General features: G+C 58.8%; 13 protein-coding genes. 7 read left to right on the top strand and 6 right to left on the bottom strand.

The window, feature by feature from the left end:
* The first annotated feature begins 53 nt into the window (after positions 1-53).
* Positions 54-1,223, top strand: coding sequence for a leucine-rich repeat domain-containing protein (locus ASF29_RS04535; RefSeq protein ID WP_062448994.1), 1,170 nt, complete (start codon positions 54-56; stop codon positions 1,221-1,223).
* 262 nt (positions 1,224-1,485) lie between these two features.
* Complete coding sequence (locus ASF29_RS04540; protein WP_062448995.1) at positions 1,486-1,758, top strand: hypothetical protein; 273 nt, start codon at positions 1,486-1,488, stop codon at positions 1,756-1,758.
* Positions 1,759-1,982: 224 nt separating this feature from the next.
* Here ASF29_RS04540 and ASF29_RS04545 read toward each other — a convergent pair whose 3' ends face one another.
* The 6 genes from ASF29_RS04545 to ASF29_RS04570 form a co-directional block, all read right to left on the bottom strand.
* A complete protein-coding gene (locus tag ASF29_RS04545) occupies positions 1,983-3,026 on the bottom strand; it encodes a zinc-dependent alcohol dehydrogenase family protein (protein WP_062448997.1) in 1,044 nt (347 codons plus the stop codon).
* Between the two features lie 444 nt (positions 3,027-3,470).
* On the bottom strand, positions 3,471-4,529 hold the full coding sequence (locus ASF29_RS04550) for an ABC transporter ATP-binding protein (protein ID WP_062448999.1): 1,059 nt from the start codon (positions 4,527-4,529) through the stop codon (positions 3,471-3,473).
* Positions 4,530-4,540: 11 nt separating this feature from the next.
* Positions 4,541-5,323 (bottom strand): ABC transporter permease, encoded by a 783-nt coding sequence (locus ASF29_RS04555; RefSeq protein ID WP_062449000.1) that lies wholly within the window; start codon positions 5,321-5,323, stop codon positions 4,541-4,543.
* A complete protein-coding gene (locus ASF29_RS04560; protein ID WP_062449002.1) occupies positions 5,320-6,210 on the bottom strand; it encodes an ABC transporter permease subunit in 891 nt (296 codons plus the stop codon). The genes ASF29_RS04555 and ASF29_RS04560 overlap by 4 nt, the downstream gene beginning before the upstream one ends.
* Before the next feature lie 93 nt (positions 6,211-6,303).
* A complete protein-coding gene (locus ASF29_RS04565; protein WP_062449003.1) occupies positions 6,304-7,410 on the bottom strand; it encodes an ABC transporter substrate-binding protein in 1,107 nt (368 codons plus the stop codon).
* A gap of 215 nt (positions 7,411-7,625) precedes the next feature.
* Complete coding sequence (locus ASF29_RS04570) at positions 7,626-8,510, bottom strand: MurR/RpiR family transcriptional regulator (RefSeq protein ID WP_062449005.1); 885 nt, start codon at positions 8,508-8,510, stop codon at positions 7,626-7,628.
* Positions 8,511-8,687: 177 nt separating this feature from the next.
* On the opposite strand from ASF29_RS04570, the gene ASF29_RS04575 reads away from it, so the two are divergent.
* The 5 genes from ASF29_RS04575 (at position 8,688) to ASF29_RS04595 (ending at position 15,190) form a co-directional block, all read left to right on the top strand.
* The gene (locus ASF29_RS04575; RefSeq protein WP_062449045.1) at positions 8,688-9,449 is read left to right on the top strand and encodes an N-formylglutamate amidohydrolase; all 762 of its coding nucleotides are present in this window, start codon (positions 8,688-8,690) and stop codon (positions 9,447-9,449) included.
* 191 nt (positions 9,450-9,640) lie between these two features.
* Entirely contained in the window at positions 9,641-11,155 is a 1,515-nt protein-coding gene (locus ASF29_RS04580) for an amino acid permease (protein ID WP_062449006.1), read from the top strand.
* A 57-nt stretch (positions 11,156-11,212) separates the two neighbouring features.
* Positions 11,213-12,583 carry a glutamine synthetase family protein gene (locus tag ASF29_RS04585; RefSeq protein ID WP_062449008.1) on the top strand — a complete coding sequence of 457 codons (1,371 nt, stop codon included), beginning with the start codon at positions 11,213-11,215 and terminating at the stop codon, positions 12,581-12,583.
* 76 nt (positions 12,584-12,659) lie between these two features.
* On the top strand, positions 12,660-14,048 hold the full coding sequence (locus ASF29_RS04590; protein ID WP_062449010.1) for an aldehyde dehydrogenase family protein: 1,389 nt from the start codon (positions 12,660-12,662) through the stop codon (positions 14,046-14,048).
* Positions 14,045-15,190, top strand: coding sequence for an iron-containing alcohol dehydrogenase (locus ASF29_RS04595; RefSeq protein WP_062449012.1), 1,146 nt, complete (start codon positions 14,045-14,047; stop codon positions 15,188-15,190). Before ASF29_RS04590 ends, ASF29_RS04595 begins: the two co-directional genes overlap by 4 nt.
* The last annotated feature ends 714 nt before the right edge of the window (positions 15,191-15,904 follow it).

Below are 15,904 nucleotides of genomic sequence, written 5' to 3' on the forward strand. Positions count from 1 at the left end.
GGTATTTTTCGAGACGAACGCGTATTTTTGCGATTGGGATACTGGCATGCGTCTTGGTGGGCAGCAGCGCCTATTACTATTATATGGAGCCGGAGGTGCTGCGGGAGCACAGAGCGGCTCTGGAGCAATATGGTGTTCATCCGGACGCCGACTGCCCATCGGGGACCGACAAGACACGCTGCCTGTCGCTCAACCTCGTAGACCCGGATTCCCCACTTGAGGTTCCGGCTGCTCCGAAAGTGTCGCAGGCTTTGCTGGCGGAAGTTGCGCGTTTACCTGGCCTGCAATATCTCGATCTCGGTCATACCGAGATCGATAGTCTGGCGCCGTTGATCGCGGCAAGGGACCTGCAGGAACTCCGTATCTCGGTTGCTCTCATCCATGATACAGGCAGCCTCGGTCAGCTAACGGGCATCAAGCGGCTGGAGCTTGGGAGGGTCGGGGGAGCCGATCTCTCAGCGGTTATGCGTCTCTCGCAGCTGAAATACCTGTCGCTGCGAGCCAGCGAGAAAGATGATCTGGCACCGCTTCGGACGATGAAAACCGATATCGAGATCGATCACGATTCGTGGCAGACAGGCAATATCGGAAATCTCGCCGACATCGATGGACTGATCAAAGTTCGACTTTATGGCGTACGCGACCTCTCGGCGCTTTCGAACGCGAAGCGGCTGCGAGAACTTTCACTCCAACCAAAAGGGCTCGACAGCCTCGCGCCGATTGCCGGTCTTGTCTCCCTCGAGCGCCTCGATATCATCGATTCCACGATCAAAGATCTGACGCCGCTGTCGGGCAATACCCGCCTGAAGTCTGTCGCTCTTTCCAATACTGCCGTTTCTGACTTGTCGGTGCTTGCACAGTTACGCGATATCGAAACTCTCAACCTAAGCGCTTCCGATTACACCGATATATCTGTCCTGGCGACACTGCCCAATCTGAAACATGTGAATCTGGAAGGGCATCGAAAGATCGACCTTAAACCGCTTCTTCGTTCACAAAGCCTCGAACGCGCCTATCTCGGCCATCGTATCTGCTGGTCTGACCGCGCGGTCGTCGACGAAATCATTGCCAAAGGGCTGAATGCCACATCCTATACCTCTTCGGATGGCGTTGACCCCATTGATCAACTCTGCGCTACCTATCGAGAATGGCGAGGCGGGGTGACCGATGAACGGCAATGCATTGCCATGGCAGACCGCGATTGCCCCATGAGTAGACGATAGACCGAGGCCGAAAAAAGTAGAAACCGCCATCTGACAATTCGATTCAGGTGGTTGTCGGGTTGATTCCGAAGTCGGCTCTTAGGTATTGATTTAAAATAGAAAAAGCGCGGATCGCTCCGCGCTTTTTGCCGTTCTGGCGCTGCTCGTTTCCGTGCGTTTCCGCCAGAAGGCGCAATTGTTGATAACGCCTTTAAATAATATTAGACTATTTGAATGTATTCAAAGGTTGTGACTTCCATTGGCGTCCTCATCGGAGATTAACGTGCAGCAGCTTTCTTCTCTCTTGCTGGTCTTCATCACCCTGACGATCCTCAGCGCCCATGTCGTGACCGGTGCCGCAAGCGATGGCAAATGGGGCGAGGGCATCGCTGCTCTCATCATCGGCCCGCTCGCCTTCTTCTTCGTGGCCCACACCGTGCTCTATCTCGGTGCCCGGCTTGTGCGCGGCAGGGAGGGGGTGGCGTCTTACACAGCCAGCAAGATCAATCGCATCTCGGCGCTGATGACGATCTTGGCGGCTATGGCTGCGGCTTGAGTGGGGGGGCGTTGGGTGTTGGTGGGTGCGGCTCACCCCCCTCTGTCCTGCCGGACATCTCCCCCACAGGTGGGGAGATCGACTTGTGGAGACCTCTCACCCATCTTGACGGTCGAGTATCAAGTGGGGAGCATGCGCCCAGCTGATCTCCCTCCTTGTGGGGGAGATGTCCGGCAGGACAGAGGGGGTGCCACGAGCTCATCACTCGCCGTAGCACCGCAGCCCTACTCAAACCGATCAATAATACTGATCCCGCTCTCCCTGAACGTATCCATCGCAGGCAATGCCGTCACCGCATCCGACAGCGTAATATGCCGCCCGATCAGCTTTTCCGGCGAAAGCTTGCCCGACCTGATCATCGCCAGCATATCATCATAACGCCAGGCCTGCATGCCATGGCTGCCGTAGATCTCCAGCTCATGCGCAATGACACGCGCCATCGGAATTTGCGGCATGGAGTGGTCAGCCAGCATCAGGCCCACCTGCACATGGCGGCCGCGACGGCGCAGGTTGGTGATGGAGTTGCAGCAGGTCTGCGGATGGCCCAGCGCATCGACGGAGACATGCGCGCCGCCGCCGGTGATGTCGCGAACGGCCTCGCTGACATCGGCAACCTCGCGGCTGTTGATGGTGGCGGTCGCGCCCAGCGCTTTCGCCAGCGCCAGCTTGTCGTCGGCAATGTCGATGGCGACGACCTGCGCGCCGAGCCCGGCGCCGATCATGATGGCCGAGAGGCCCACGCCGCCGCAGCCATGCACAGCCAGCCACTCGCCGCCCTTCAGCCGACCCTGATCGACCACGGCGCGGAACGAGGTGGCGAAGCGGCAGCCGAGGCTGGCGGCCGTATCGAACGCCATATCGTCAGGCATATGCACAAGGTTCTGGTCGGCATAGTCGATGGCGACATATTCGGCGTAGGAGCCCCAATGGGTAAAGCCCGGCTGGAACTGCGTTTCGCAGACCTGCTGGTTGCCGGAGCGGCATTCCTGGCAATGGCCGCAGCCGGAGACGAACGGCACGGTGACGCGGTCACCGACCTTGAAACGCATGACGTTTTTGCCGATGGCGGAAATGACGCCCGCAAACTCATGGCCCGGCACATGCGGCAAGCGGATATCACTGTCATGACCCATCCAGCCGTGCCAGTCACTGCGGCAGAGCCCGGTCGCCTTGACCGCAATCACCACGCCGCCCGGTGTCGATTCCGGGTCCGGCAGGTTCGCGATAAGAGGGGCTTCACCGAAGCGTTCGTAGAACAATGCGCGCATGACTGATCTCCTGAGATGGACTTGTCTAGCCCGATCTCCCGGTGAGAAACAGTGCGTCAGTCTGCTACAATCATCAAATCTTCTGATGCGAATTTCAGCGTGATGTGCTCGCCGATATCAGGTGGTGTATTTCCCGATGCCGTCGTCACTAGACCGTTGGAGTGAAAATCGGAATCTCTTTTTGGATGCGATATTCTCTCCTTGGCGCATTGAAATACAGTAGGTGTGGCTTACCCCCCTCTGCCCTGCCGGGCATCTCCCCCTCAAGGAGGGAGATCGGATGGGCGTCCCGACATCACTTCAATCTCGACGGATGAGATAGCCGAGCGGCCAACACGAGTCGATCTCCCCACCTGTGGGGGAGATGTCCGGCAGGACAGAGGGGGGTGAGCCACAGCCGCTGTCGTGCATTGCGTGATAGACTTGAAAGCCACCTTCCGGGGGTCAGTCTGCCACAATCATCAAATCTTCTGATGCGAATTTCAGCGTGATCCGTTCACCGATATCAGGTGGAGTCTTGCCGGGGTCGTTGAACATATCGAAGGAGAGCGTCGCTCCGCCCACATCCATGCGTGTCCGGATGACCGAGCCGAGGAAGTGGCTGGAGGTCACGGTGCCTGATATGGCAACGTCGCCGACATTGGCTTCACCGAGAGAGCCAGCCTCGGGCCGCAACGCCACGGTGACCTTCTCGCCATTGCCTTTGCCCAGCGGCTTCTTCAGCGAAACCTGCTGGTCGCCGATCTGGATCGTGCTGGTGGATGCATCGACAACGGTGGCATCGATCAGGTTCAACGTACCCACGAAGGATGCGACAAAGCGGGTTGCTGGCTTGTTGTAAATGTCGAAGGGTGTTCCGATCTGGTCGGCGCGACCGGCATTCATCACCACGATGCGGTCGGAGATGGTGAGCGCCTCTTCCTGATCGTGTGTCACGAAAATGGTGGTGATGCCGAGCTTGCGCTGAATACTGCGGATTTCTTCGCGCAGCGAAACGCGGATCTTGGCATCGAGCGCAGACAGCGGCTCGTCCAGCAGCAGAACCTGCGGCTTGGGAGCGAGCGCGCGCGCCAGCGCCACGCGCTGCTGCTGTCCGCCGGACATCTGGTAGGGGTAGCGGTCGGCCAGGTGATCCAGATGGATCAGCGCCAGCATTTCCTTCACCCGCGCATCGATTTCCGCCTTGGGCTTGCCCGCGATCTGGAGGCCAAAAGCGACGTTTTCGTAAACATTCATATTGGGAAACAGCGCATAGGCCTGAAACACCATGCCGATATTGCGCTGGTTGGGTTTCAGCGCCGTCTGGTCCTTGCCCTTGATGACGATGGAGCCATCGCTCGGCGTTTCGAAACCGGCAATCATGCGCAGGATCGTGGTCTTGCCGCAGCCCGATGGCCCGAGGAAGGAAACGAATTCTCCCTGCTCGATCGCCATGTTGAAATCATGGACGACCTGAACCTGACCGAAGGATTTTTTGATGTTCTGAAGTGTCAAAAAGCTCATAAAATAAATCCTCAGGCCTTGGGGGCCAAGCCTTTTTGGTAACGCGAGACGAGCTGGATCAGGCCCAGGCAGCCCCATGTGATGCCGAAGGAAATCACGGCCAGCGCTGCAGGCTCATAGGCGCGGTTGGCGCCGAGAAGCTGCATGTAAGGGCCGAAGGCCGGACGGTTCAGCAGCGCTGCCATGGTGAATTCACCGATGACGATGGCGAAGGTGAGGAACGCGCCTGACAGTACGGCCACCAGCACATTCGGCAAAATGATGCGGGCGAGAATGGTCGTCCACCCGGCACCGAGGCTTTGCGCGGCCTCCGTCAGCGTGGTGATGTCGATGGTGCGAAGCCCGGTATCGACGGCGCGGTACATATAGGGCAGGGCGAGCGTGGTATAACCGAACATCAACAGCAGATTGGTGCCAGATGTCGTGCCCGTCAGCGGCAGCCAGCTGGAGGTGTTGTAGAGCCTGATGTAACCGAAGACGATGACGATGGCGGGAATGACCAGCGGCAGAAGCGTGATGAATTCGATGACGGGCCGCAAGGCAGGCAGTTTCAGCCGCACCCAATAGGCCGTCGGCACCACCAGCAGCACGCCAAAGATGATGGTGACCAGCGCCATGATGACGGAGAAGGTAAAGGTTTCCTGAAAGCGCGGATCGCCCAGAACCTTGGCGTAGGCGTCGAAGGAATATTCGCCGCGGCGCATTTTCAGTGAGAAGTTGGTCATGCCGATCAGCGGCAGGGCGAAATAGAGCAGGCCGAACAGCAGCGCGCCCCAGGCGAAAATCCGCTTCATTTCAGCCACCTTTCACTGCGCGTGCGCATCCAGATGTAGAGCGTGTTGGCAATGCAGGTGACAAGGATCATGCCGAAGGCCAGCGCATAACCAAGATTGGGATTGCCCAACACGTCACCACGGATTTGCGCAAACAGCAGAATAGGCACGATGTTGAGCGACGAGCCGGTGAGCGCAATTGCCGTGGCAACCGCGCCGAAGGCATTGGCGAACAACAGCGAGAACGTGCCGAGAATGGAGGGCAGCAGAATGGGGAAGGCCACCATGCGCCAATATTGAAAGCCGCTTGCGCCCAGAATTTCCGCTGCCTCACGCCATTCGCGCTTCAAGCCGTCCAGCGCCGGAGTGATGATGAGGATCATCAGCGGTATCTGAAAAAACAGATAGGTGATGGTCAGTCCCCAAAAGGACAGGATGTTGAAGCCGAGCAGGCGCAGGTCGAGCCCGACCTGTGTTTTCAAGAATACGGTCACGAGGCCGACAGGGCCAAGTGTGGCGATGAAGGCGAAGGCCAGCGGCACGCCTGCGAACTGCGAAGCGACGCCGGAAAATGTAAGCAGAGGCGCGCGGATTTTCTGCGGCAGGCCGCCCAGCACCACGGCTGTGGCCACCCCGAAACCGATCAGACAGCCAAGGGCTGCCGAGGCAACGCTGATCTTGATGGAAATCCAGTAGGCCGAGAGAATGGACGTCGTGAAAAGATCAGCAAGGTTTTGCAGCGTAAAGCTGCCATCCGGCGTCTGAAAAGCGCCGATGACGATTTTCATCGTCGGCATGATCAAAAAGAGCAGAATAAAAATGGCAAATGGCAAAACACCCAGCCACTCCAGCTTCAGGCGTCGCCCGGCTGCTGGTCGCGATGGCGCGCCACTGATGTTTGATGACATATCATGTTCCCAAACGCCGCGATCATTGCGGTCTTCTATACTGTAAATCAGCCGCCCCGACCTTTGGAAATACCGGGGCGGCTGTTTATTTCGTTACTTCACGTTGGCGCCGACAACCTTGTCCCAACCGCCGGTGACGGCAGCCTTGTTGGCATCCACGTCTTCGAGTGTCGGGAAGATTGCCTTTTCATAGGCTGCTGCTGGTGGCAGGGCGTCCAAGAGATCCTTTGGAATCTTGTTTGCCTTTGCCATCGCGTTGAAGCGGATCGGGTGGCAGAAGCCCTTCAACCAGCCAAGCTGGCCTTCGTCGGAATAGAGATGCTCCATCCACAGCTTGGCAGCGTTTGGATGCGGTGCGTAGGCGGAGATGCCCTGCACGTAAACGCCAGCCAGAACGCCCTTTTCAGGAACAACGACTTCTGTCGGCGGGTTGCCGTTCAGCGTCTTTGCCCAGGACAGGGCGTTATAGTCCCATGCTACGATGATTGGTGTTGCGCCCTGTGCCAGCGTACCGGCCTTGCCGATGACGGGAACGAAGTTGCCAGCCTTGTTGAGCTCGGCAAAATACTTCAGACCGGCTTCGCCAGCTTCCTTGCCGTCTTTGGCACCCGTGGAAAGACCGGCAGCGAGAACACCCAGAATAGCCTGATTGGAGGCGCGCGGGTCACCGGCGAGAGCAACCTGACCGGCATATTCCGGCTTCAGCAGATCGGCCCAGTCCTTTGGAGAATTGGTGACGAGGTCCTTGTTCACGAACATGGACATGACGCCGTAATAGTCGCCGTACCAGTAGCCTTCGGCGTCCTTCACATTGTCAGGAATTTCGTCCCAGGTGGAAACCTTGTAAGGCTGGAGGAGACCTTCCTTCTTGGCCTGTGGGCCGAAAGCCAGACCAACGTCGATCACGTCAGGCGCCTGCGGGCCCTTGTTGTCCTTGTTGGCCTTGATGGCTTCGACTTCGTCGGCAGAACCGGCGTCCGGGTTCAGTTCGTTCACCTGAATTTCAGGATACTTGGCCTTGAAGGAGGCGATAACGTCGCCATAGCCGCACCAGTCGTGGGGCAGGGCGATGGTCGTCAGCATGCCTTCCTTCTTGGCGGCGGCGATGAGTTCTTCGCTCGGTGCGGCAGAGGCGATCGCGGTGGATGCGATGACCAGTGCTGTTGTCAGCGATAGCAGTCGGCGGCTGTGCGAGATCACGTTTAGTCTCCTCTTGTGTCTCATGCGTCTGGCGACGCTGATACGTGGGTTGCATGAACGTTATGTGACGGTTTTTTCAGGCGAGTTTTCGCCCTTATCTGGCCCCTGCCGTTTTATTGCCATCATTACGCCCTGTCGTCGCCATGATATTTAAAAAACGACATAAAAAATTCGTGTTGCGCCGTTGATCAGAATTGTGCGCTGCCTCCGGCCCTCTACTTTTCTCCCTTTTCCGGTTTTCTGAACAGGCGTGTCTGCTCGAAGAGACCTTCGAGAGAGTTCATGCGCTGGCGGGTCTCGTCCCAGCTGTTGTTCTGCACGGCCTCGATCAGCGCTTCCACCACGAACAGCGTGACGACGGAGCTGTCCCACGCCGATGGCGCCTCGATGCGCACGCGAAACGTATGTTCGGCAAAGCGCGAAACCGGTGAGGTCCACTGGTCGGTAAACAGCAATATGCGGACATTATTGTCATGTGCCACCTGCGCCAGCGTCACCATGTCCTGCTCGTAACGGCGGATATCGAACATCACCAGCACGTCTCCCGCGTTCATGTTCAGCATGAATTGCGGCCATGAGCTGGAGTTGGACGACATCAGCGCCGTCTTGGGGCGGATGACCTGCATGTGGGTGAAGAAATATTCGGCAATCGCCCCGGTAATGCGCCCGCCGACAAAGTAGAGGCTGCGTTTACGATCGGACAGCAGGGCTGCGGCATTGTCGAAATCAGCGGTGTCGAGGTCGCTTAGCGTGTCGCGCAGATTGTTGGTTATCGCATCGGCAAAGCGGTTGAGAATGTGCAGGCCCGGCGCATTGCTGGCCCAGCGGTCATGCTTGGCAATGGGGTTGGAAATGGTGGCTTCCAGCTCCTGATGCAGCCGTGCCTGAAACTCCGCATAACCCTTGAAACCCAGCTTTTGCACCATGCGCGCCACGGTCGGCGTCGAAACGCCTGCATTTTCCGCAACGGTGGTGATGCTTCCCAGCCCTGAGACCGGGTAATTACCAAGAAGACTTTCCGCCAGACGCTTTTCGGCACGCGTCAGGCTCTCGTAATGAGCCTGGATAACGTCCGAAACGGTCGCGGCAGAACTGTGCAAATTTTTCCCCTAGCCGAGCTTTTCGCCGGTCTGTTAGCGCTGATTAAGATACGGCGGGCAGATGGAGTCAATCGAAAAAATGAAGAGAAAATTTCAAAAACCATTTGACACTTTGGTGCGCGTGAAGAATTCTTTTCTAACTGTCGGGGGACAGTGATGTTGACAGCGGGGTTCACCATGATGGTGCAAAGCCAGTTTTTCACAAGCGACGAGGCAGAGCCTGTTGTCGTGGAAAACGCTGACGGAAAGAGCCGCGTGCTGCTGGTGTGCGAACATGCGTCGCGCAGGCTGCCCGCCCGCTTCGGCACCCTTGGCCTCAGCGAAGACGTGCTTGCAAGCCATATTGCCTGGGATCCTGGTGCTCTCGCGGTCACCCGTCTTCTTTCGGCCAGTCTCGATGCGACCGTCATCTACCAGAATTATTCCCGGCTGATCTATGACTGCAATCGCCCGCCGGAATCTCCCTCGGCCATGCCTGTCACCAGCGAAATCTATGACATTCCCGGCAATGCGGATTTGAGCGATGCGGAGCGGTTCGCGCGCACCTCGGCGCTCTATATTCCGTTTCATGATCGCATCGGCGAACTTGTCGCGGCTCGGCAAGACCCGGTTCTGGTGACGATCCACAGTTTTACGCCGGTCTACCATGGCAAGCACCGCGAAGTCGAAATCGGCATTCTGCACGATACCGACGCCCGGCTGGCCGATGTAATGCTGGCCCATGCCGCGGGCGCATCCTTCAAGGTGGAGCGCAACGAGCCCTATGGCCCGGAAGACGGCGTGACCCACACGCTGCGTCTGCATGCGCTGCCGAACGGGCTTTTGAACGTGATGATCGAGGTCAGAAACGACCTCATACAGGATGAAGAGGGGCAGCGGGTCGCTGCCGATTTTCTACATGGGCTTCTGGTGGCGGGGATTGCCACTGACGCCTCGTAATTCGTTTCGCGGGAATTGCCTCGCGAAACTGGAGTGCCGCTGCACCGTCAAGAATGCCGAACAATCGGCACGGGTGCAGCGTGGGAACAGCAGATGTGCATGGCGTGATCGGGTTTTCCATCGCGCCGAGACTGGGGCAAAATCGGCCATTCCGGCTGACAGCCTGTTTTTCTTGATCAGGAGAGAACGGCATGGACAGTTCATCATCAGGGGTCAGCTATAAGAAGGCTGACGCATCTTACTTCGAAAAAAGAGGGCTCTCGCGTTACGCGGGCGTCTGGTCGCTGTGGGCGCTCGGCGTCGGCGCGGTTATTTCGGGCCATTTTTCCGGTTGGAACTTCGGCTTCGCTACCGGCGGCTGGGGCGGCATGCTGGTTGCGGGCATGATCATCGCCGTCATGTATCTGGGGCTGACATTCTCCATCGCGGAAATGAGCCCGGCACTGCCGCACACCGGTGCTGCCTATTCCTTCGCCCGCACGGCCATGGGCCCTTGGGGCGGCTTCATCACCGGGCTTTGCGAGAACGTCGAATACGTCCTCACCCCCGCCGTCATCGTTACTTTCATCACAGCTTACGTAAACTCCATCCTCGGGCTCGATCCGGTCTATTCGCCGTTCCTATGGGTGCTGTTCTACGTCATCTTCCTCGCGCTCAACGTCTTCGGACTTGAACTATCCTTCAAGGTAACGCTGGTCATCACGCTGATTTCGCTGGGTGTTCTCGTCTTCTTCTGGATCAGCGCCATTCCCAATATCGATTTCTCCCGCTGGGCCCTGAACATCGGCGTCGGGCCGGATGGTGCGGCCATCGAACTGCCGGAAGGCAACGGCTCGTTCTTCCCCTTCGGCTTCTCCGGTGTTCTGGCCACGCTGCCCTTTGCGGTCTGGCTTTTCCTCGCCATCGAGCAATTGCCGCTGGCAGCGGAAGAATCCGTCGATCCCAAGCGCGACATGCCCAAGGGCATCATTCTCGGCATCATCACGCTGATGATCTCGGCCTTCATGATCGTGCTGCTCAACCCTTCGCTGCCCGGCATCGGCGCCTTCCATCTCGGTTCTTCGCTGGAGCCGCTGCTGGATGGTTTCAAGGCTGTCTACGGTGACGGTGGCGTGGTTCTCTTGGGCTTTGTTGCTCTCACGGGCCTCATCGCCAGCTTCCACACCATTCTTTATGCGCAGGGTCGCCAGATCTATTCGCTGTCGCGGGCAGGCTATTTCCCGACGGCGCTGTCGGTCACGCATCCCAAGTTCAAGACACCGCATGTGGCGATGCTGACGGGTGCCATCGTCGGTCTTGCCGTGATGATGACCATCTGGTTTGCGTTGGGTGCGGAGCAGGGCGGAAGCATCATCGGCAGCGTGCTGCTCAACATGGCCGTGTTCGGGGCGATGTTCTCCTACATCATGCAGGCCATCTCCTTCATCATGCTGCGCCGTAACCTGCCGAATATCGAACGGCCCTTCCGTTCGCCGCTCGGCATTCCCGGCGCTGTGCTGACCATCATTATCGCTGTCATAACCTTGCTCTATCAGGTGCAGGACCCGAACTTCACCAAGGGCGTCATCTGGGTGGCGCTGTGGTTTGCCGTAGCGATTGCCTATTTCGCGCTGGTCGGCCGTCACCGCCTCATCCTGTCGCCGGAAGAGGAATTCGCGCTGGAGCACAAGCAGGCCGCACTCGATGCGGCGGCTGCCAAGGCCTGACCGACAAACAGGGCGACCGGCAACGGTCGCCCCATAAACAAAGGGAACGGAACAATCATGACGACGACCTACACATTCGAAGACCTCAAGAAAGATGTCGCCGAGGGGCGCATAGACACGGTTCTGGCATGCCTCGTGGATATGCAGGGTCGTCTGATGGGCAAACGCTTCCAGGCGGAATTCTTCGTGGAAAGCGCCTATGAGGAAACCCATACCTGCAATTATCTGCTGGCCACCGACATGGAAATGGAAACCGTGCCGGGCTACAAATCCACCAGCTGGGAAAAGGGTTACGGCGATTATACGCTGAAGCCCGATCTCTCGACCTTGCGGCGCGTGCCATGGCTGGAAGGCACGGCACTCGTTCTGTGCGACGCCTATGACCACCACACCCACGCAGAAGTCGCCCATTCCCCGCGCGCCATGCTCAAGAAGCAGGTCGCCCGCCTCGAAGCCATGGGCCTGAAGGCCTATATGGCCAGCGAGCTGGAGTTCTTCCTGTTCGACCAAAGCTTCGAGACCGCCCGCGCCAATGGCTACCGCGATCTGCAACTGGCCAGCGCCTATAATGAAGACTACCACATCTTCCAGACCACCAAGGAAGAAGAGGTCATGCGCGCCATTCGCAACGGCTTGCAGGGTGCGGGCATTCCGGTGGAAAATTCCAAGGGCGAGGCTTCTGCCGGTCAGGAAGAAATCAACGTGCGCTACGCCGATGCGCTCACCATGGCCGACCGCCACGCCATCATCAAGAACGCCACCAAGGAAATCGCCTGGTCCAAGGGCAAGGCCGTGACCTTTCTGGCCAAGTGGAATTACAGCGCGGCAGGCAGCTCGTCGCACATTCACCAGTCGCTGTGGAGCCTCGATGGCAAGACGCCGATGTTTCTGGACAAGGACGCCGACCACGGCATGTCCGCGATGATGAAGCATTACATCGCCGGGCTTTTGGCTCACGCCAGCGAAATCACCTATTTTCTCGCGCCTTACATCAACTCCTACAAGCGCTATATGGCAGGCACGTTTGCGCCCACCAAAGCCGTGTGGAGCACGGATAACCGCACGGCAGGCTATCGCCTGTGCGGCGCAGATACCAAAGGCATCCGCATCGAATGCCGCGTCGGCGGCTCCGACCTCAACCCACACCTCGCCATGGCCGCGCTTCTGGCGGCAGGCATTGACGGCATCGAAAACAAGATGGAACTTGAGGCGCAGTTCGAAGGCGACGCCTATGGTGGCAAGGACATCCGCGAGATACCCAAGACATTGCGGGATGCGACGGATCACCTTAACACCTCCAAGATGCTGCGCAGCGCTTTCGGAGATGATGTCATCGACCACTATGTTCGCGCCGCAAAATGGGAGCAGGAAGAATACGACCGCCGGGTTACAGACTGGGAAGTCGCACGTGGGTTCGAACGGGCATAAACGACATCGGACCGAAAAGTGTGAAGCGGTTTTCGGGTCATCCGATGTGAGGCAAAAAAGTTAGGGAAGAACCATCATGGTCATGATCCAGAATATCTCGCCGATCGACGGCACTGTTTATGCCGAGCGTGAGGCGATGTCGCTGGATGCGGCGCGCGGCGTCGTGTTGAAGGCGCGTGCTGCGCAAAAATCCTGGGCGCGTCGCCCTTTGGAGGATCGCGTTCAACTGGTGCTGAAAGGCGTGGCCCGGCTGAACGAGATGGTCGATGAGGTCGTGCCGGAACTGGCCCGTATGATGGGCCGCCCGGTGCGTTATGGCGGTGAGTTCAAGGGCTTCAACGAACGCTCCAACTATGTCGCGTCCATCGCGGCGGATGCCCTTGCACCGCTCGTCATTGAGGAAAGCGGCAATTTCGAACGCCGCATCGAGCGCGAAGCACATGGCGTCGTCTTCGTGATTGCGCCGTGGAACTATCCTTATATGACGGCGATCAACACTATTGCGCCTGCCTTGATGGCGGGCAACACCGTTGTCATCAAGCACGCCGCGCAGACCTTGCTGGTGGGTGAGCGCATGGTCCGCGCCTTTGTCGAGGCGGGTGTGCCGGATGATGTTTTCGCCAACCTTTTCCTTGATCACCAGACCACATCGGCGCTGATTGCCGAAAGCAATTTCAACTTCGTAAACTTCACCGGCTCCGTCGAAGGTGGTCGCGCCATCGAGCGCGCTGCGGCTGGCACCTTCACCGGTCTCGGTCTGGAACTTGGCGGCAAGGACCCCGGCTATGTCATGGAAGATGCCGATCTGGATGCGGCGGTCGATACGCTGATGGACGGTGCGACCTTCAATTCGGGCCAATGCTGCTGCGGCATCGAGCGTGTCTATGTCAATGAAGCGCTGTTCGACGCTTTCGTCGAAAAGTCCGTCGCCTGGGTTTCCAATTACAAGCTCGGCAACCCGCTGGAACAGGAAACCTCGCTCGGCCCGATGGCCAACAAGCGTTTCGCGAAGGTGGTGCGCCAGCAGGTGGCGGATGCGGTTGCCAAGGGCGCGAAAGCGCTTGTCGATCCAAAACTCTTTGCAGCAGATGATGGCGAAAGCGCCTATGTCGCGCCGCAAATCCTCGTTGATGTCGATCACTCTATGGAGTTCATGACCGAGGAAACCTTCGGTCCCGCCGTCGGCATCATGAAGGTGAAGAACGACGACGAAGCCATCCGCCTGATGAATGACAGCAAATACGGCCTGACCGCATCGTTATGGACGCAGGACGCTGAGCGGGCAGGGCGCATCGGTCGCGAGATCGAAACCGGCACCGTTTTCATGAACCGCGCCGATTATCTCGACCCAGCCCTGTGCTGGACCGGCGTCAAGGAAACCGGCCGCGGCGGCTCGCTTTCGGTCATCGGCTTCCAGAACCTGACCCGTCCAAAATCCTACCATCTGAAGAAAGTCACGAAATGAACATCGTCGCAAACTGGAGCTACCCGACCCCGATCAAGATGGGACGCGGCCGCATCAAGGAATTGGCGGATGCCTGCAAGCAGCTCGGCATCAAGAAGCCGCTGCTGGTCACCGACCGGGGCCTCGCCAGCATGGCGATCACCGGCCACGCGCTGGATATTCTGGAAGAGGCAGGCCTTGGCCGCGCCATCTTTGCCGATGTGGACCCCAATCCCAACGAGATCAACCTCGAAGCAGGCGTCAAAGCCTTCAAGGATGGCGGCCATGACGGCGTCGTAGCCTTCGGCGGCGGTTCGGGTCTCGACCTCGGCAAGGCCGTCGCCTTCATGGCAGGCCAGACCCGCCCGGTCTGGGATTTCGAGGATATCGGCGACTGGTGGACGCGCGCCAATTCCGATGGCATCGCGCCCATCGTCGCCGTGCCGACAACGGCTGGCACTGGCTCGGAAGTGGGCCGCGCCAGCGTCATCACCAATTCGCAGACCCATGTGAAGAAGATCATCTTCCACCCGAAATTTCTGCCCGGCGTGGTCATCTGCGATCCTGAGTTGACGGTCGGCATGCCCAAGGCGATTACCGCAGGCACCGGCATGGATGCGTTTGCCCATTGCCTGGAAGCCTATTCCTCGCCCTTCTTCCACCCCATGAGCCAGGGCATCGCGCTCGAAGGCCTGCGGCTGGTGAAGGAATATCTGCCGCGCGCCTATAAGGACGGCACGGATATCGAGGCACGCTCGAACATGATGGCCGCCGCCGCCATGGGCGCCGTCGCCTTCCAGAAGGGGCTGGGCGCCATCCACTCGCTGTCCCATCCCATCGGCGCTGTCTACAACACCCACCACGGCATGACCAACGCCGTCGTCATGCCCGCCGTCCTACGCTTCAACCGCCCCGTCATCGAAGACAAGATCGCTAGAGCGGCAGCCTATCTCGGCATCGAAGGCGGGTTTGACGGTTTTTACGACTACGTGCTGGAGCTTCGCAAAGAACTCGGCGTACCGGAAAACCTGACCGCCATGGGCATCAAGCCGGACCGCGTGGATGAACTGGTGGCAGAGGCCATCAAGGACCCAAGCTGCGGCGGTAATCCGGTGGAAATGACGGTGGAGAACACGAAGGCGCTGTTTCTGGAGTGCTTTTGAGCGAGGTGAGTGCGCCTTGGCTGTTTTGAATGGCAAAGTGCGGGTGTTTGACGCTGGTGCTTAACGCTAGCGCGTAAAGGTTGGCGCTTAACGCTGGCGCTTAACGCTGACGCGTAAACATTGAACCGCAACAGCAGCAACCCTCATCCTGAGGTGCGCAGGCGCAGCCGGAGCCTCGAAGGACGAGGGTTGCGGACGTGGGGCAGAGTGCCTTATTGCCAATTGCTTATCCTTCCGCAGCTTCAGGATGACGCTTGAGGCCTGAGCCAGCCGCTCACCCCCCTCTGCCTTGCCAGGCATCTCCCCCACAGGTGGGGAGATCGGCAAAAGGCACGCCCACCGCTCAAATCGCGGCCGTCAGAAGGATGGCCTGCATGCCGAATGCCCCCGCTCTATCCGCAACGGTAAAGACGGCCGGGTGCCCACCACGAGTCGATCTCCCTCCTTGTGGGGGAGATGGCCGGCAGGCCAGAGGGGGGTAAGCCCCACCCTCAAGCCTCACGATGCGCGCCCCAACACGCCCACACCCAAAATACTTCCCAACCAAATCAATCCCTTACCCAAAACCCCGCAAAAAACACCAAAATTTCCCCCGCAACTTTCTCAATGGCGCGCGAATCACCCGCACACTGGTCCCGTTCCGCCCTCGGATACACCGCAAGGCGTTGCGGCGAGGCGGGACCGGCGCTGGGGTTGGGAGGGTGACGCAAACCT

The sequence above is a fragment of the Rhizobium sp. Leaf262 genome (assembly GCF_001422245.1).
Lineage (GTDB): Bacteria > Pseudomonadota > Alphaproteobacteria > Rhizobiales > Rhizobiaceae > Agrobacterium.